14 protein-coding genes are annotated in these 17,812 nt (G+C 39.8%); 10 read left to right on the forward strand and 4 right to left on the reverse strand.

The features are described 5' to 3' along the window. Nucleotides 1-153 precede the first annotated feature (153 nt). Nucleotides 154-351 carry a hypothetical protein gene (locus tag ABR335_RS03100; RefSeq protein WP_017551165.1) on the forward strand — a complete coding sequence of 66 codons (198 nt, stop codon included), beginning with the start codon at nt 154-156 and terminating at the stop codon, nt 349-351. 416 nt (nt 352-767) lie between these two features. Beyond that, nucleotides 768-1,217: a hypothetical protein gene (locus ABR335_RS03105; RefSeq protein ID WP_350346556.1), complete on the forward strand. Its 450-nt coding sequence runs from the start codon at nt 768-770 to the stop codon at nt 1,215-1,217. Between the two features lie 343 nt (nt 1,218-1,560). Here the strand turns inward: ABR335_RS03105 and ABR335_RS03110 are convergent, their stop codons facing one another. The 3 genes from ABR335_RS03110 to ABR335_RS03120 all read right to left on the reverse strand — a co-directional run bounded on the left by ABR335_RS03110 (nt 1,561) and on the right by ABR335_RS03120 (nt 3,619). Then, nucleotides 1,561-1,974 carry an immunity protein YezG family protein gene (locus ABR335_RS03110; RefSeq protein ID WP_350346557.1) on the reverse strand — a complete coding sequence of 138 codons (414 nt, stop codon included), beginning with the start codon at nt 1,972-1,974 and terminating at the stop codon, nt 1,561-1,563. A 583-nt stretch (nt 1,975-2,557) separates the two neighbouring features. Further along, a complete protein-coding gene (locus ABR335_RS03115) occupies nt 2,558-3,124 on the reverse strand; it encodes a YxiG family protein (protein ID WP_350346558.1) in 567 nt (188 codons plus the stop codon). 84 nt (nt 3,125-3,208) lie between these two features. Next, nucleotides 3,209-3,619, reverse strand: coding sequence for an immunity protein YezG family protein (locus tag ABR335_RS03120; RefSeq protein ID WP_350346559.1), 411 nt, complete (start codon nt 3,617-3,619; stop codon nt 3,209-3,211). 707 nt (nt 3,620-4,326) lie between these two features. Between ABR335_RS03120 and ABR335_RS03125 the strand changes: the two genes are divergently transcribed. From ABR335_RS03125 to ABR335_RS03145, 5 genes are all read left to right on the forward strand, one after another. Further along, entirely contained in the window at nt 4,327-6,891 is a 2,565-nt protein-coding gene (locus ABR335_RS03125) for a type I restriction-modification system subunit M (protein ID WP_350346560.1), read from the forward strand. Further along, nucleotides 6,888-8,066 carry a restriction endonuclease subunit S gene (locus ABR335_RS03130; RefSeq protein ID WP_350346561.1) on the forward strand — a complete coding sequence of 393 codons (1,179 nt, stop codon included), beginning with the start codon at nt 6,888-6,890 and terminating at the stop codon, nt 8,064-8,066. The genes ABR335_RS03125 and ABR335_RS03130 overlap by 4 nt, the downstream gene beginning before the upstream one ends. A 15-nt stretch (nt 8,067-8,081) precedes the next feature. Continuing rightward, the gene (locus ABR335_RS03135) at nt 8,082-11,165 is read left to right on the forward strand and encodes a type I restriction endonuclease subunit R, EcoR124 family (protein WP_350346562.1); all 3,084 of its coding nucleotides are present in this window, start codon (nt 8,082-8,084) and stop codon (nt 11,163-11,165) included. 511 nt (nt 11,166-11,676) lie between these two features. Then, nucleotides 11,677-12,360 (forward strand): winged helix-turn-helix domain-containing protein, encoded by a 684-nt coding sequence (locus tag ABR335_RS03140; protein ID WP_350346563.1) that lies wholly within the window; start codon nt 11,677-11,679, stop codon nt 12,358-12,360. Beyond that, the gene (locus ABR335_RS03145; RefSeq protein WP_269113107.1) at nt 12,326-12,601 is read left to right on the forward strand and encodes a restriction endonuclease; all 276 of its coding nucleotides are present in this window, start codon (nt 12,326-12,328) and stop codon (nt 12,599-12,601) included. Before ABR335_RS03140 ends, ABR335_RS03145 begins: the two co-directional genes overlap by 35 nt. A gap of 427 nt (nt 12,602-13,028) precedes the next feature. Here ABR335_RS03145 and ABR335_RS03150 read toward each other — a convergent pair whose 3' ends face one another. Next, the gene (locus ABR335_RS03150) at nt 13,029-13,637 is read right to left on the reverse strand and encodes a GntR family transcriptional regulator (RefSeq protein WP_061087000.1); all 609 of its coding nucleotides are present in this window, start codon (nt 13,635-13,637) and stop codon (nt 13,029-13,031) included. Nucleotides 13,638-13,853: 216 nt separating this feature from the next. On the opposite strand from ABR335_RS03150, the gene garR reads away from it, so the two are divergent. The 3 genes from garR to ABR335_RS03165 all read left to right on the forward strand — a co-directional run bounded on the left by garR (nt 13,854) and on the right by ABR335_RS03165 (nt 17,585). Beyond that, nucleotides 13,854-14,747 (forward strand): 2-hydroxy-3-oxopropionate reductase, encoded by an 894-nt coding sequence (gene garR / locus ABR335_RS03155; RefSeq protein ID WP_061086996.1) that lies wholly within the window; start codon nt 13,854-13,856, stop codon nt 14,745-14,747. A 3-nt stretch (nt 14,748-14,750) separates the two neighbouring features. Then, nucleotides 14,751-16,187, forward strand: a complete 1,437-nt coding sequence (locus ABR335_RS03160; protein WP_350346564.1) for a four-carbon acid sugar kinase family protein — start codon at nt 14,751-14,753, stop codon at nt 16,185-16,187. Nucleotides 16,188-16,262: 75 nt separating this feature from the next. Next, nucleotides 16,263-17,585: a gluconate:H+ symporter gene (locus ABR335_RS03165; RefSeq protein ID WP_258921056.1), complete on the forward strand. Its 1,323-nt coding sequence runs from the start codon at nt 16,263-16,265 to the stop codon at nt 17,583-17,585. The last annotated feature ends 227 nt before the right edge of the window (nt 17,586-17,812 follow it).

Genomic DNA, 17,812 nt, shown 5'->3' on the forward strand with positions numbered 1-17,812 from the left:
TTTATCATCACACCATTTGCTATATGCTGTCTGAGATCTTCGGTGAGAAAACATTCCTGTCGCTACAGAAAAAGTAAACCGCTGCTTCCACAATGTTCATCTTTCGCATATTTGTTTTTTCAATTCCCATACTAAAGGCAAGGAGGGATGAACATGCCAAAACGGAAGCATGATGCGGAACAAAAGAACAAAGAAGGCTTTGACTCGGCTAGGACTGATTCCGAGTATTCAAGGGAATTGCAGCAGCTGGGCGATGGGGCAGGCAGCGCGGCGGCCAACCGCATGCACAAGGAAAAAGCAAAAAAGATGAAATCATCTAAAAACCAGGGAGAATGGAAAGGCATGCATTGAAAACGGGTCTTCACTCTTTAGGAGTGAGGGCTTTTTTTGCGTTTGGTGGTTCAGCTGTAAAAGTAGGTGTATAAGTACGCCCTTGCTATTTTTTTCGCCGGGAATATTCTGGGCCGAGCCTGACAGCTGGTTTCGGTTCAAGGATTTTTCATGGCCAGATGGTTTGAGATTTCCGTTCGGAGTGCTATGATCAGAAAAAGAGGAGATGCTGCCATGATGACTGCGGCCATTCTGACATTGAAGAGACGGTCCATTGGTCTGAATGTTTTTCACCTGGATTTTACATTGGAAAGCCCGTCCAATTAACCTTCAAAAAACCACATTCAAATGCCAAGGTCCTGTTACGGTTTTGAAGGCAAGTAAGAATTTTACGTACATAATTCTTTATGATATGAGAATAGGGAGGCAATGTATTCATGCATTATGTCAGGCTCTTAAATACAAGAGATGTTGAGTTTTATGAAATATTTCAGGCGTATTGCGGGGATTCTCTAGGATATATCTTAATTATTGATACAAGAAGACCTTCTAAATTTACTGATAATCCAATTATTTCAAAAGTGGAAGAGGAAGAAAAATTTGAAAGTGCATCGAATTTCATTAAAGTGATTATTATTACGAGGGAAGAGCAGAGTGAGCAATTCAAGGAGGAAGTTCATTTATTTGTTTCTGGTTTAATTGAAACAAAGCCTGATAGTTCATTTTTTATGGATATCATCGTCTCAGACAAAGAACCTACATATGATTATCCGTTTGATATGGTGCCTATGGTTGATTATATTAAGCCCTTTCTTAAAGGAGTTAACGATAACATAGATTTTAGTTCCTTGACTAACGAAAAGTTTAACTATTTGTCGCAGGATTAAGTATTAATTTATAGTTGGGAAAGGGCATCAAAATTAATAATTAATCGAGAAATTTGAGAAAAAAGATAAATGACTTTATGATGTCTTCAAGGGGTTGAGTTGATGGACTTCAAACTGGAATATATGAAAACCACAGATCTGGAAAAACCTGTAGGTTAAGAAGGGATTTTCGGTATTGTTTTTTCAAATGAAAATGCAGGTGAAAATAAAATTTTTTCATTGATTGAAATCCATTTTTGATATACATAGAAGCAAATTCTGACTCATAAAGAGGGCTTAATAGCACGCAGCAATCAACTTTGAAGACATCAATATGGTTCCTGCCACAGTCCAATTAACTCCTTCAGGTTAAATATTTTTCTTCCCAACGTTCCCGTTTTGTAGTTGGATCTAGTTGGGAAAGGTCATCACCATAATTATATTGTATTTTCATTTCCCCGGTATGCTTGAGAATATAGGTGAAACAGGTCCACTGCTCTTGTCCTTGTTGATGAAACTCATTCCATAATTGTTCACAGCAATCAAATAATTGATCTTCTAAGCTTTCATATTTTCGGGAATCTACCTCATACTGATCCACGATATCCGGGCTATAAACAGGCGTTTTGGAACCTAATGGATAAAAGTAAAAAAACACTTGTCCATATCCTTCTCTCATTTCTGCATATAATAAAACCTTCTCCCAGTCCTCTGGTATCATATCGTTTAAAATGTAAGCTATCTGTTGATAAAGGGTTTCCATATTTGAAGTTTCCATCATTATTTCCTCCTGGTCTCTGTATAGTGTATTTAGCTGGTCACATCTTTCCTTCCATTCATTTTATATTCTATTTCAAATCTGTGTAGCCTGAGAGCCGTCACCTTTCTATATCGGTTTAATTCTAACTTCTACAATTTGCTCCTTTGCCAGAGCTGTTTTCTAGTGCTTTATATTCACTACGATTTAGTCTGGCACCCATTGGTACTAAATTATCCATTTCTCTGAAGCATCAAAAATACTGGCAATGAAATACCCAAAATCGGCTTGCTAAGTCTATCATCACCGCGGTCGATTCTTTGTGTGTAGGTTTTTTGTTTAGCGTTGCCCAACTTTAATTTTGCTTTTATGCTTTTGACGGCAGTGAAGTGATCGGGCTGGTGGCGATGCAATTGAAAAACAAAGAAGATGCACCTACGTAAACGGCCAATGTCCACAGCGGGATCATATGAAATAAAAAGCAGTCTGGCTAATCGGATTGAATGTATCGCCTGTTTTAACTGTGAAATACAACGACTCGGTTTCCGCCGCACGCTTGCAACACCGACATATTACCAACGTTTGCTAAACTCTCTTGACGGAATCAGGTTACAGGATATTTATTTCCATTTATTATGATGCTTTTTGCTTCAATTAATAATAATGCATCCCATATTTCCAACGCAAAATTAGCATTAGAATAATATTGATTTACCCAATCCTCTTTTATTGATGAGGGTTTAATTTCTCCTATTCCCCCCATATAAAAGTCGATTGACGTTAATTCTAAATAGTCATCTTCCTCGACATCAGCTTTTATATTAAGTCTTTGATCACCAGTATTTTCAACGAAATACCATGCTGTTACTCCTTCAAAAACCACTTTATACTTATTTTCATAACCGTTATCTATTGTTTTTAACTCAAAACTAATAGTGTTTTTCAAGATGTCAAATTCATAACTTTCAATAATCGCAGCCCACATTTCGTTAAGTAAATCGAATAATCTATTCCTCATATTATCACTTTCCTTTATATGATAAATAAGATTCGAAAGTTTTTTCGTTTCCCTCAAAGTGAAGAACTCCGCACCGCTTTTAGCATCGACATGGGTGATCTGCCTTATTTTTTTCAGTGTGGGTACGACGCCATCCTGAATAAATTTTCCCAATTGCTGCTTCGGCCTTCCAGTATAAATTTCTTGTTGGCACTGATATGCAGTCTTTACTAAAAAGAACAACTTATGAAATTCAATTTATGGCAAGTATTTTTCTTCCCATTGTTTTCTTTTTGAGGTTGGGTCGATCTCTGATAAGTCATTATATTGATAATGAACTTTCATTTTTCCGTTGTTATCGAGAATGAAAGTTAAACTTGTCCATTTTTCCTGTTGTTGTACGCCAAATTCATGCCATAACTCCTCACAATAATCATATAATTGGTTTTCTAACTCACTGTATCTTTGAATATCTAAATTAAATTTTTCTTCTATTTTTAAACTGTAAATAGGCTTTTTTGAATTTATCGGATAGTAATAAAAGAAAATGTGAGCATACCCCTCCCTTATTTCTGCATATAGAAGAATCCTAGACCATTCTTCAGGTAGCATATCATTTAAAACGTTTGCTATTTTTTGGTAAATGTTTTCCATGTTTTCCGTGTTCATTTTTCTTCTCCCCCAGCATCATCTTTTAATCTAACTTTTTTCAACTCATTGGCCTGCTCATCGACCGGCCTTTCAAACCTGATACCAATCGCTCATGGTTTCCTTCATGACATGAACAGCCTTTTTGACTCTAATTTCATTCTTCCATATGTCTTCACGACTGTTTTCGTCATTGATTTACTTCTAGTATCAAGGATTGTGATAACGCTGTCAATTTTGCGACGTTGGTAAGAAGAAGGGGGGACGAAGCTTGCAGAAGTGTGTATTTTTATAGGTGAATTTATGTTTGCTCAGTAGATATTTTCCAAATGTAGGTAAAGAAGGGATTTTCGGTATTGTTTTTTCAAATGAAAATGCAGATGAAAATAAAATTTTTTCATTGATTGAAATCCATTTTTGATATATTTGATATAATAGAAGCAAATTCAACCTGACTCATAAAAAGGGCTTAAGCCACGCGGTAATCAACTTTGAAGAAAAAGGATGGTCTGCAGCGGACAAACTGCGAACAATATGGACGCCGCTGAATAGAAGCAGTTGTTTTGGGGCTACTTTTTTTAAAATATGTATCGGACACGTTTTGGGTAAAATTGAAAGAACTGACGGATTCGATCCTGACTTTGTCAAATACCGTAACGCCTATACAGCGGCTTGATTAGGCGGTACTGGTACTACGGGAAAAATAAAAAATCAATGGGGGATACAACTTGATTACATCAGAAGAAATTAAACGTAGATTATGGGATGGGGCCAATGAACTACGTGGTTCAATGGATGCCAGCCGTTACAAAGATTATATGCTTGGATTAATGTTCTACAAGTTTTTGAGCGATAAGACATTGGAAACATTCAAAGTGGCCAGTGGCATCGGGCAAATGTCTGAGTTGGAGCTGGTTGAAGCATACACAAAGGCAAAAGCAGAATACGGCGAAATGCTAGAGCAAATGATTCAAAACGTACTCGGTTATTATGTCTCTCCTGAGTATCTTTATCAGACTTGGATAAAAGATATCAATTCGGGTGATTTTGAAGTCCAAAAAGTAATAGATAGCTTGAATCACTTTGAGCGTACGATTGCCGTGTCTGGTGATTCGGATGACTTTCAAGGACTATTCTCAAGTTCAACGCTTGATTTAACGGATACGGCTTTAGGCAGCAATTTAAACGAACGGAGCAAAAATATTAAGGCACTAATCTTGCTGTTTGCAGACTTGAACATGGTAGCATTGCAAAAAGGCGATGTACTGGGTGATGCGTATGAGTACCTCATCGGACAGTTTGCGATGGAGTCAGGAAAGAAAGCAGGGGAATTCTACACGCCACGACAAGTCAGCGAAGTCATGGCACAAATTGTAGCGAGAACATCAGATATCAAGTCAATCTATGACCCGACTGTTGGCTCTGGGTCGCTACTTTTAACAGTTGGAAAGCACTTAGATGAAGATGCACAAAAGAATTTGAGCTATTACGGGCAAGAAAAGAACACAGCAACCTATAACCTAACCCGTATGAATTTATTGCTGCACGGTGTTCGGCCAGAAAAGATGACCATTAAAAACGGTGATACACTTTCCCAAGACTGGCCAGAAGATCCAGAACGCCCGAATGAAGGCGTGCAATTTGATGCAGTGGTGATGAACCCGCCATATTCAGCGAAAAATTGGAACAGATCAGGGTTAAAAGTCAGCGACCCTCGTTTTGAAGTTGCTGGAGTGTTGCCACCAGATTCTAAAGGGGATTTTGCTTTCCTATTACATGGATTATTCCACTTAGGACAAAACGGGACGATGGCGATTGTCTTGCCTCATGGGGTGCTATTTCGTGGTTCAGCAGAAGGCGAGATTCGCAAACGATTGCTTCAAAAAAATTACATTGATGCCATTATCGGCTTGCCAAGTAATCTATTTACCAATACAGGGATTCCAGTCGTTGTCATCATCTTGAAGAAGAACCGAAAATTTGACGATCCTGTTTTAATCATTGACGCATCTCATAGCTTTATTAAAGTTGGAAAGCAAAATGTCCTGCAAGAAAAGGACATCGCAAAAATTGTGGATACATATGTTGAACGTAGAGAAGAGGAAGGGTATAGTCACCTAGCAACTCATGAGGAAATAAGGAAAAATGAATATAATATGAATATTCCCCGTTATATCCAGGCGAATGAAGAAGAAATTCCGCACGATGTGGATGCTCACCTTCTTGGCGGCATTCCTCAAAAGAACATTGACGATTTGAAGGTTTTACAGTCTACCGTGCCAGATGTTTTGAAACGATCATTAAAAGAAATTCGTGAAGGATATGTCGAATTGTTAAAACCTGTTGAGGAAATTTCTAATGATGTATTGAGTGACGCTCGCATTGTTGAAATATCGAAAGAAATCGAAAGCAAAACAAAAAACTATATCGATAAATACTGGGACGTTTTGCGAAATGTTGATAAAAGCAGTAGCTCGACGCAGTTAATGGACGACATGCTGGTTGAGATCAAGCAGATTCTTTCATCCTTCCAATATATTGATGTGTATGACGGCTACCAAATTGTGGCGGAGATATGGAAAAATACACTGGCACATGATGCGGAAATCATTAAATCAAGTGGTTTCTATACAGCTGGTCGTACGCGTGAGCCCAATATGGTAACAAAAGGATCCGGTAATAAAAAACGAGAAGAACAAGACGGCTGGGTTGGCAGTATTGTACCAAATGAGTTGATTGCAAAAAATTTATACAGTGATGAACGAAAAGAAATTGAATCAAAGAAAGCCCGCATTCAGGAGATTGAAACGGAGCTATCTGAATTGGTTGAGGCTGCGAAAGTGGAAGATAGTGATGAAGCCAATGCTCTAGGCGAGTGCTTGAATGAAGCAGGTGAGGCTTTTGAAAGCAAATCAATCAGGGCTGCATTAAAAAAGGCAAGCAAGGAAACCGTTGAATATAACCTATTGGAAAAAGTTGAAACATTATTTGCAGATAAATCAGCGCTTAACAAAGCCGTGAAAGCGGATGAAAAAGCACTCAAAGAATCCGTGCAAGAACGTATCTTGACTTTGACAAACGAAGAAATCGACAACTTGATGTATGAAAAATGGTTCGGCAATCTGGTGGATGCTATAGTTGGTTTGGTATGGAAACCGATAAAAAAAGAGTTGGACACATTGCAAATGTTGGATGATCGTTATGCCGACACCTTGTCAGCAATTGATGAAGAAATCCAAGACTCAGAATCAGCACTTGAAGCCATGATGCGTGAATTGGTGGTGGAAGAATGATGGAACAAAAAAATTTAGTGCCAAAAAGGCGATTTAAGGAATTCCAAAATACTTCCGCTTGGGAACAGCGGAAGCTAAAAGACTTTGGTAAAGCGACTGGGGGAACATCAATTGAATCTGAATTTGTTGACGGTGGAAAATACAAAGTAATCAGTATTGGAAGTTATTCTGAACAAAGCGTTTATACAGACCAAAACATACGTGCAGGGTTGACAGATAAGACGAAAAATCGAATATTAAATAAAGATGATTTGACCATGATTTTGAATGACAAAACCGCATCAGGAAATATTATAGGACGTGTTTTACTCATTGATTCCAATGATTCTTATGTGTATAACCAACGAACAGAAAGAATTGAACCAGACCATGAAAAATATAATTCTCAATTTTTATATCAATTGCTTAATGCACCAATGATACGTTCAAGAATCATTAAACAGGCACAAGGAAATACCCAAATTTATGTGAACTGGTCAGCAATTAGTGAGCTGGATTACTTAGTCCCAAATCTTGATGAACAACGTGAAATCGGTGCGTTTTTCTCTAACTTTGACCACCTTATCGCCCTTCATCAGCGTAAGTTAGAAAAAATGAAAACATTAAAGTCCGCTTATCTTTCTGAAATGTTCCCTGCTGAAGGTGAGCGTATGCCAAAACGGAGGTTTGCAGGATTTACTCAAGCTTGGGAACAGCGAAAGTTGGGGGAAGTGGTAAAAACACATCAATTCAGATCATATTTAGCGGAGCCCAATGCTGAGGGAGACTTCGAAGTAATTCAACAAGGAGATAGGCCGGTTGCTGGATATACTAATGGAACACCTTTTGAAAATTATCGGGATGTAACGCTGTTTGGCGATCATACAGTATCGCTTTACAAACCGACTAAACCGTTCTTTATTGCGACTGATGGAGTAAAAATATTGAGTGCAGATGGTCTTGAGGGTGACTTTCTGTTTTCGTTGCTAGAAAGATATAAACCTGAACCACAAGGCTATAAACGTCACTTCACAATACTTAAAAATCAAGGTGCTTGGATAACCAAGAACGTTGAAGAGCAAGTCAAAATTGGCACATTCTTCAAGAATCTCGACCACCTTATCACCCTCCATCAACGTAAGCTCGAAAAACTACAAAGCATCAAAAAAGCATACCTCAATGAGATGTTTGTATAAAGGGAGAGCAAAATTATGAGCAATACACCGAAAAGTGCGGCGGAGAAAACTTTTCAAGAGAATTTTGTCAAGGAACTGCAGAAATATAAATGGGAAGCACCCGAGTTCTTAAACGGCAATAAGCAAAAAGTAACGGTTGCTGACTTGGTTTCACACTGGCGTAGTGAACTCAACCGTATCAATGCTGACCAGCTTGAAGGCGTGGAATTAACCGATAATGAGTTCAAACAAGTGATGGCAAAGGTCAATCAAATCAGCAATAGCTATGAGGCTGCAAAGATTTTGGCTATTGAAGGATCAAAAGGCAAGATCGATGGCATCTACCGTGATGACAATCCGAAAATCACGAGAAAACAAATCACGTTGACGATTTTTAAAAAAGCTGAAGTGCGTGGTGGGGACTCGAGCTATCGGATTGCGAGAGAAATACAGACCCCCAACAACAACCGTTTTGATATTGTCCTGCTGATCAACGGCTTGCCCTTAATCAATATCGAACAAAAACGCACGGACAAAACGTTGGACGAGGCATTTGGCCAGTTTATGCGCTACTACCGTGACGGGGAATACAGTCATAACTTTATGGCTTTTTCGCAAATGATGGTCATCACTTCTGAAATCGACACTCGATATTTCGCTACGCCCAAAACAATTGGAGACTTTAACCCGAGTTTCGTCTTTCATTGGGCAGATAAAGATAACCATGTAATAAACGATTGGAAAAAAGTAATTGAACAATTTTTGATGATTCCAATGGCACATCAGATGGTCGGCGATTACTTAGTCATTGATGAAGCGCGTGATGAGGAAAATAGGCGACATCTGTTAATGCGTCCCTATCAAGTCCACGCTCTGCAGGCGGTTGAAGGGGCTGCATTTGGATGGGACAATGCTGAAAAAATACCTCATGGCGGTTTTGTTTGGCACACGACTGGTTCAGGAAAAACAATCACAAGTTTCAAGACTGCTTTGTTTTTATCGACAAGAGCAGGATTTGATAAAGTCGTCTTCCTTGTTGATAGACGTGAGCTAGATAATCGTACCAGTGAAAACTTCAAAGCATATGCTGCCTATGAGCCGGTTTCTGTTGATGATACAAAACACACCTACCAGCTAAAAAAGAAACTGATGTCAGCAAAGAATGGCATTGTGGTCACGACAACATTCAAACTTAATGCTTTAGTGAAAGAACTAGAAGAAGCGCACGATAATCGTTTGGCAGAAAAGAAAATGGTCTTTATCATCGATGAAGCCCATCGTACGACAATGGGACAGATGATGGGAACGATAAAACGCTATTTCAAGAAAAATGGACTTTTCTTTGGTTTTACCGGCACCCCCTTATTTGATGAAAATAAGGTCAAAGGAAAGATCAATGAAAAAAGTGAAGTCATCAATACCACTGAAAAGTTATTTGGGCCAATGTTACACCAATATACGATTGATGAGGCGATTGCCGATAAAAACGTATTAGGCTTTCACGTTGACTATATCAACACCGGAGAATTTAAAAGCTATGATGATTTAAGAGACCAGATCGCTGAACAAATGAAGGAAGAACATCCTGAATGGACGGACAGAGAAATCGAACGCCAAGTTCAAGAAATGTCAGAAGCGGATGTTGAAAAGCAAGCTAAAAAACGAGGACTGCTTGTATACCAAGACGAAACGCATATTCCACGGGTAGTAGAAGAAATTCTGAATAACTGGGAATCCCAATCACAAGAAAGAGAATTTAATGCAATTTTGACGGTTGCCTATAAAGATCGTGTAATTGCTTATTATCATGAATTTAAAAAACAACTAAAAGAACGTGGGGAAAAGCTAAATGTAGCGATGACGTTTAGTTTTGGTAACGAAAATGATCCTAAGCCACTAGACCCTGAAATTGTCAAAGAGATGTTTCAGGACTACGCTGCCTTTACAGGTATTGAGTTTATAGCGGGGGATAAAAAACATGGAGAAGATGCTTATTTTGAAGACCTTGTAGAGCGCGCGACACGAGGCGGCAGTGGACGAAACCCGAAAAATATCGACCTCGTCATTGTGGCAGACCAACTGTTGACAGGTTATGATTCGAAACGTCTGAATACGCTTTATGTTGACCGTACCCTTGAACTTCAAGGTCTGATCCAAGCCTACTCACGCACCAATCGTGTCTTTGGTTCGAAAAAAGAATTTGGAACGATTATCAACTTCCAATATCCTCGAATGACTGAAGAAATGGTAAATCAAGCTTTGAAACTGTATGGAAGCGGTGGGAAGAGCAGTAAGGCCATTGTGGATACTTACCAAACGGCTGTAAAGAAATTGGAAATCAAAGTATCTGAAATGATCCCGACTTTACCTGATCCTACTGAATGGCAGAAAATAGAACAGGATGAGAAGAAAAAGGAAGCTTTTATCCTTGCTTTTAAAGATGCTGCTGAGCAGTTAAATTTGGTAGAACAGTACTATGAATTTAAGTGGAATGATGACGCTTTTGGGATAGACGAGCATACTTGGCTGCAGTATGTCGGTGCTTATAAAAACTTAACAAGGAAGCCCGGAACCCCACCTGCGCCATCAACCGTTCATCCGCTTGCTGGAAAAACGAAATTGGCAGGAACACAAGTCATTGATGCAAACCATATTATAAAATTAATAGGTTCAAAAGTTACTTCACCGTACGGCGTGCAAACGGTGGATCGTGAAACCCTCCGCATTATTTACGAACAAATTCAAGAGTTAAGTAACATGGGGGACCATGAGCAAGCACAACTATTAAAGGAATTTGTGGATACTGAGCTTGTACCTGGTAACTTATCGAGCAATTTGAACTTTGATGAGGCATTTGAAATTTGGAAAGCGGATAAGCTGCGCGATACGGTCATTCAATTTTCTTCGGAGTGGGGATTAGATAGTGAATTACTTATAAAAGCGGTGAATTCATATTCCACTTCTGAGCCTGATATTGTTCCTTTTATCAATGATCTCATTCGCAGTGTTGATTTCAACAAGGCAACCAATCAAACGGCTGGCAATTTGTTAAGACATAATATGATCCTTACGACTAAATTGCCACAATGGATTGCTGAGACGAAGCAAAAGTATAGTTAACTTGATGCTAATTTTAAAGCGACCGAAAGCGAAGAATATCCAATAAATATAGATTAAGTTAGCTCTTTATATCGATCGCCATTGCTGCAATGACAACGATTCGTACATTGAAAAAAGCAAGAGAAATCACGGAGTTGTTGAAGAAGACTACCCGCAATTCGTCAACAAACCGGGAGGCCTTCTAAGAAGAAATAAAACTTTTTTAGGACCAACTGGCTGCTTTGGATAAGTTGGATAGGTGGGGTGTTCGCAGCACCTCGCCTTTACATAATATACCAGTTATAACATGTTTATTCAAAATCGGCAGCATAAATGTGTAGATTTTCACTCAAATAGAAGAAGCTCTTACTACTAATAACGAGGTGTGGCTGAAAGGAATTATCCACCATTGAGTCGAACTTAAATCAATGAAAGTAATAAAAAAAGAGAAGGGTGCTAAAATCATTCCTTTATCGAAAGCAAAAGTTTTAGGTGTGCTACCTGTATTGATTAAAAATAGGAGGTAATGCAAATGACGATACCAGATTACCAATCTTTTATGCTACCTTTTTTAAAAATACTCGGAGACAGAAATGAACACACATTACAAGAAATTTATATAAAGCTTGCTGACTACTTTAAGCTAACTGAATCGGATAGGAAAGAATATTTGCCGAGCGGAAAACAATTAAAATATAAAAACAGAATTGGGTGGGCTCGTACATATTTAAAAAAATCCGGTCTGTTAGATCAGGTAGGAAGAGGAATATTTACGATAACAGAGCGTGGATTAAATGTTCTAAATGAAAATCCCGAGAAAATAGATGTAAAGTTTTTAGAACAATTTAATGAGTTTTTGAAGTTTCAAGGCAATAAAAATAGTAATACAGACCAAATTGGTGAGAATAAAAAACTACCAAGTAATCTAGAACTAGATCTTTCACCTGAGGAGATTTTAGATACCAGCTATAGAGAGATCCGAAGAGATTTAATGGATGAGCTTTTACACACCGTTAAATCTTGTTCACCGGAATTCTTTGAAAAATTGGTAGTTGATTTATTAATCGCCATGGGATACGGAGGTACTCATGCCGATGCAGGGCAAGCAATTGGGAAAAGTGGTGATGATGGTATTGATGGAATTATTAAGGAAGATAAATTGGGATTAGGATGTTATCTATATACAAGCAAAAAGATGGGAAGGTTCTGTCGGTAGGCCAGCGGTTCAAGCTTTTGCTGGTAGTTTAGAAGGAAATCGAGCGCGAAAAGGAGTATTTATTACAACCTCCAGATTTACTGAAGATGCAAAAGAATACGTAAAAAGGATCGAAAAGAAAATCGTTTTAATCGATGGAGAAAGTCTCGCAGAACTAATGATTGACAATGATGTCGGCGTTTCTCCAAAAGTAACTTACATAATTAAAAACATTGATTCAGACTATTTTAATGAGGATTAAATTTGCTAAGCTTACCGGGCTTTTGAAAACGGAACAATCATAAAACCAAGCTCAAGTATGTTGGAGAGAAATGAACTGGTCAGGCTTGTTTGTAGTTTCCCGATTGCCATTTGGTTGAACAACATTTAGAAGTTAAGTGGAACAGGGAATAAATGCAGGTAAATCCTACAAGTTTAGAAATCTGGATAAGCATAAGCGTCAAATAGCCCCCACCTTCATAAAGATGGGAGCTTGGTGCATTACGGGGTTAACCTGTTAAAAGCAATGCACCTTACAGGTCGAAAAACGGAAAAATGACTGCACCAAATCCAGCCCCCAAATATTCCATTTTTTCATACTCCATACTATACTTGAAGACTTTACCCGGCACATATCATTTAAAGCTAAAAGGTTTCTAGTCGATTAGGGATGTGTAACTTCCCTTTCATCAATGAATCAGGTGTAGGTAAAAATCGAGGTCTGCCTGTAAATGGTCTTTCATCAGTTTTTCAGCCAGTTTTTCGTCCCTAGCTTGAATGGCTTTTAAGATTTTTTCGTGCTCGTCAATCAGATGAGGGCGGTTATAGATGACAACCGTTTTACGGAACAAATAAATCATGGACTGCATTCGGTCGATAATATCAATCATAACGGGATTATTGCTTGACTGCACAATGATCCCATGAAACTGTTCGTTCGCTTGCATGATTTCTTCATATGTTCCGCTATGTCCGATTTTTACACAGTTCTGCAGTGCGGCGATTTCGTCTTCTTTTAAAAAAATCGCCGCACATCTGGCGGAATAGCCTTCCAAAAGAATGCGGACCTGAAACATGTTCCGCAGCGTTTTTTCATTTGGTTTGACAACTCTTTTTTTGACAATCAGCCCCTCGTATTCGAGTTTGCGGATTGCTTCTCTGACAGGTGTTCTACTGACCCCCAATTCTTCAGCCAGTTTTTCTTCTCCAATTTTCGTACCTCCGGGTAGTTCCCCGTTTAAAATTTTATCGCGCAGTATTTCGTAAGCCTGCTGAGATGCCGGGCGGGAACGGTCCATTTCAAACACTACATCCACCTCTGTTCGTTAATCTTGCTATTTTCATATTATCAGATTTATTGAGTGAAGGGAAAGCTAAACAATATTTTTGTATACAAATAGTATAAAAATGTATACAAATATGTCGTAATTGTGTACAATGAAAATGTGAAAAAAATGTGGCAGCGGTTAAATGTAATCGCTTAATAGATTGATAGATTTTGAGGAGGAAGAAAAATGGCACAACAAATTGGTTTTATCGGACTTGGTATCATGGGAAAACCGATGGCATTGAATTTGATCAAAGCAGGTTACGAACTGGTTGTAAACGATCTCAACCAAGATGCTATGAAAGCAGTTGTGGAAGCGGGTGCGACTTCAGTATCATCTGCAAAAGAAGTTGCGGAGAAAAGTGACATCATTATTACAATGCTGCCGGCTTCAAAACATGTGAAGGCTGTCATCGCAGGAGAAAATGGAATTTTAGACGGAATAAAAGAAGGCGCTATCATTATCGACATGAGTTCGATTACACCGGATGTTTCCAAGAAACTTGCTGCTTTGGCAGAAGAAAAAGGTGCTTGCATGATCGACGCGCCTGTTAGTGGCGGGGAATCGGGAGCCATTAACGGGACACTTGCTATTATGGTTGGCGGAAAGATAGAAGCTTTTGAAAGCGTTAAACCAGTTCTGCAAAGCATGGGGAAAGATGTGACATTGGTCGGAGGCAATGGCTGCGGCGTGACGGCGAAACTGGCCAATCAAATTATTGTTAACTTGAACATTGCAGCGGTGTCCGAAGCACTTGTGCTGGCTGCCAAAGCCGGCATCGACATTGAAAAAATGTACAAGGCGATCCGGGGCGGGCTTGCTGGAAGTGCAGTTTTGGATTCGAAAGTGCCCATGATTTTGGACCGTAATTTTGTCGCAGGTGGCAGCATCGCGATTAATATGAAGGATATTACAAATGTAATGGATACCGCCCATACGATCGGCGTGCCGCTTCCATTATCAAGCCAGCTGCTGGAAATCTTCCATGCCCTTGTTGTGGATGGAAAACTCAAAGATGACCATGCCAGCATAGTCCGCTATTATGAAAAACTCGCAAATGTTGAAGTAAAGAAGGGCTGAAAGATGATGGATGTGAAAAGATTACCTGCCGAATATATCAAAAACCTTCCTGTTCAAAATCGTACGGAAGTGGATAAAGAATTGAAAACAGCTTTAGCTAGTTTAAATAAAAAAATCGTGGTGCTGGATGATGACCCAACTGGCGTTCAGACAGTCAACAATATTTCCGTTTTTACCGATTGGTCTGTGGAAAGTATCGAAAAAGGGTTTAATGAACCGCAATCAATGTTTTTTATCCTCACCAATTCGAGAGGGTTTACCGCAAAAGAAACCGAAAAGGCGCACCGTGAGATAGCTGAAAACATCTTACGTGTTGCAGGCAAACTGGGACGTGAGTTTCTCATCATTAGCCGCGGGGACTCTACGTTAAGAGGGCATTACCCGCTGGAAACAATAGTATTAAAAGAAACCATTGAATCTCGTTCGGATACGAAAATTGACGGTGAGATCATCCTACCGTTTTTCAAAGAAGGCGGCCGTTTTACGATTGATAATATCCACTACGTTCAATACGGCGATGAACTTGTACCGGCGGGAGAAACAGAATTTGCCAAAGACCGGACATTCGGATATACGAAATCCCACCTTGGCGAATGGATCGAAGAAAAGTCAAATGGGGAATTTACCGCTGCAAACACGACTTATATTACGCTTGAACAACTGCGTGCTTTTGACATTGCAGGCGTAACGGCCCAACTGCGTAATGTCGGTGATTTTAACAAAGTCGTAGTCAATGCAGCCGATGAGCTGGATGTCAAAGTTTTCACGATTGCCCTGATCCGTGCAATGAACGCAGGAAAAAACTTTTTATTCAGAAGTGCAGCAGCTCTGCCGAAAGTGATCGGCGGGGTCAGTGATAAACCGTTGCTCACGGCAGAAGAATTACTCGGTGAAGGAACGGAAAACGGCGGTTTAATCATTATCGGTTCCCATGTGAAAAAGACGACGGAACAGCTTGAAGAATTAAAAAAAGTAAGTGGTGTTGAGCTTATTGAATTTAACAGCCATTTGGTACAGGAGCCGGAAGCTTTCCAAAAGGATCTGGACCGCGTCATTAAAACAACCGAATCCCTGGTCGGTTCCGGTAAAACTGTTGCGGTGTACACAAGAAGGGAACGCCTTGACCTCGGGGATAACATGCGCGAAGAGGAATTAAAACTATCAGTAAAAATCTCCGATGCGGTGACAAGCATTGTGTCAAGGCTACAGGTTCGGCCAAAGTTTTTAATTGCAAAAGGCGGCATTACTTCGAGTGACATAGGGACAAAGGGATTGAAAGTAAGGCGCGCAACAGTTGCCGGGCAAATCCGACCTGGAATTCCGGTTTGGAAAACGGGTGATGAAAGTAAATATCCTGGTATGGCTTACATCATCTTCCCAGGGAATGTCGGGACAAAAACGGATTTGAAAGAAATTGTAGAAATATTAAACAAAGATTGAAAATGTAGAGGGGATACCGGCCAGCCCGCCGGAACCGGTATCCCATAATCTTTTAAAGGGAAAGAGGGAGAAATCATGCCGATCGTGTATATATGCATTGGGATCGCCATCCTATTGTTGTTGATGGTTGTCCTGAAGTTAAATGCTTTTATTTCATTAATTATTGTAAGTTTGACTGTTGGTATTATGGAAGGCATGTCGCCTACCGAAGCCGCAACTTCTGTAACAAATGGTTTGGGCGGTACTTTGGGGAGCCTGGCGATGGTCATCGGTTTCGGGGGAATGCTTGGAAAGCTGATGGCTGATTCCGGGGGTGCCCAGCGGATTTCGGTCACCTTAATTAACGGATTCGGGAAGAAGCGTGTGCAGCTCGCGGCTGTATTAACTGCGTTTATTGTTGGAATCGCTTTATTTTTTGAAACGGGTGTTGTTGTGTTGATTCCACTTGTGTTTACAATTGCAGCAGAAGCAGGTGTGCCAATTTTGTATATTGGTATGCCAGTCATTGCCGCTTTAATTACGATGCACGGCTATGTTCCGCCACACCCGGGACCGACAGCGATTGCGGGGATTTACCACGCCAATCTTGGCAAGACTTTGCTGTACGGGATTATGATTGCAATTCCCGCCGTATACATCAGTGGTCCGCTTTATACGAAACTATTTAAAGAAGAGGACTTGGAAGTAGAAATTCCAAAGGGCCTGTTTACACCGAAACATTTTAAAGAAGAAGAGATGCCAGGTTTTGGTGTTAGCCTATTTACCGCATTAATCCCGGTCATTCTGATTGCGTTCCAGGCAATTGTGGAAATTGTGGCACCAAAATCATCAATCCTGCCGGTTGCCCAGTTCTTGGGAAATCCGGGTGTTGCTTTGCTCATTGCCGTTATTATCGCGTTGTTCACGTTTGGGCTGAACCGCGGGATAAAAATGCCTGCCTTAATGAATTCCGTTTCGGCGGCGGTTAGCAGCATCGCGATGATTTTATTGATCATTGGAGGCGGCGGGGCGTTTAAACAAGTGCTAATTGATAGCCATGTGGACAAATATGTTGCTGGCTTCATGGACGGATCAACTATTTCTCCTTTGATTATGGCCTGGCTGATTGCCGCGATTTTACGCGTGGTGCTTGGTTCGGCTACGGTTGCAGGCATGACGGCAGCGGGAATTACCGTGCCACTTTGTGCAACGACCCATTGCAGCCCTGAATTGATGGTGCTTGCCACAGGTGCCGGAAGCATGACTTTCTCACATGTTAATGATGCCGGATTTTGGATTTACAAAGAATTTTTTAACTTGTCTATTGGTAAAACCCTTAAAACCTGGTCTGTTATGGTAACGATTGCATCCCTTATCGGGTTGGCAGGTGTACTGATTATTAATCTGTTTATCAGTTAGTAGGAAAAAAGTAACCGATTCAGTTGTAAAACGACTGATTGGTTACTTTTTTCCATCAAGCAGTCATTCCCAATGGCACTATTTCAATTTTTACCCCTGGATTTAATTTGTTCAGCAAGCCCTTCATAAATCCTATTCACTAAATTTAACGTTCTATCCGTAGCCCTACAATAGTTTCGAAGAGAATTTAAAAGTAATTATAATGACTAGGTACTAGTTAAATAAAA

The sequence above is a fragment of the Heyndrickxia faecalis genome, from assembly GCF_040267745.1.
GTDB lineage: Bacteria > Bacillota > Bacilli > Bacillales > Bacillaceae_C > Weizmannia > Weizmannia faecalis.

Coding starts and splice junctions, on each gene's coding strand:
- ABR335_RS03100 (WP_017551165.1), top strand. CDS start 154: ATGCCAAAACGGAAGCATGATGCGGAACAAAAGAACAAAGAAGGCTTT.
- ABR335_RS03105 (WP_350346556.1), top strand. CDS start 768: ATGCATTATGTCAGGCTCTTAAATACAAGAGATGTTGAGTTTTATGAA.
- ABR335_RS03110 (WP_350346557.1), bottom strand. CDS start 1,974: ATGGAAACTTCAAATATGGAAACCCTTTATCAACAGATAGCTTACATT.
- ABR335_RS03120 (WP_350346559.1), bottom strand. CDS start 3,619: ATGAACACGGAAAACATGGAAAACATTTACCAAAAAATAGCAAACGTT.
- ABR335_RS03130 (WP_350346561.1), top strand. CDS start 6,888: ATGATGGAACAAAAAAATTTAGTGCCAAAAAGGCGATTTAAGGAATTC.
- ABR335_RS03135 (WP_350346562.1), top strand. CDS start 8,082: ATGAGCAATACACCGAAAAGTGCGGCGGAGAAAACTTTTCAAGAGAAT.
- ABR335_RS03140 (WP_350346563.1), top strand. CDS start 11,677: ATGACGATACCAGATTACCAATCTTTTATGCTACCTTTTTTAAAAATA.
- ABR335_RS03150 (WP_061087000.1), bottom strand. CDS start 13,637: ATGGACCGTTCCCGCCCGGCATCTCAGCAGGCTTACGAAATACTGCGC.
- garR (WP_061086996.1), top strand. CDS start 13,854: ATGGCACAACAAATTGGTTTTATCGGACTTGGTATCATGGGAAAACCG.
- ABR335_RS03160 (WP_350346564.1), top strand. CDS start 14,751: ATGATGGATGTGAAAAGATTACCTGCCGAATATATCAAAAACCTTCCT.
- ABR335_RS03165 (WP_258921056.1), top strand. CDS start 16,263: ATGCCGATCGTGTATATATGCATTGGGATCGCCATCCTATTGTTGTTG.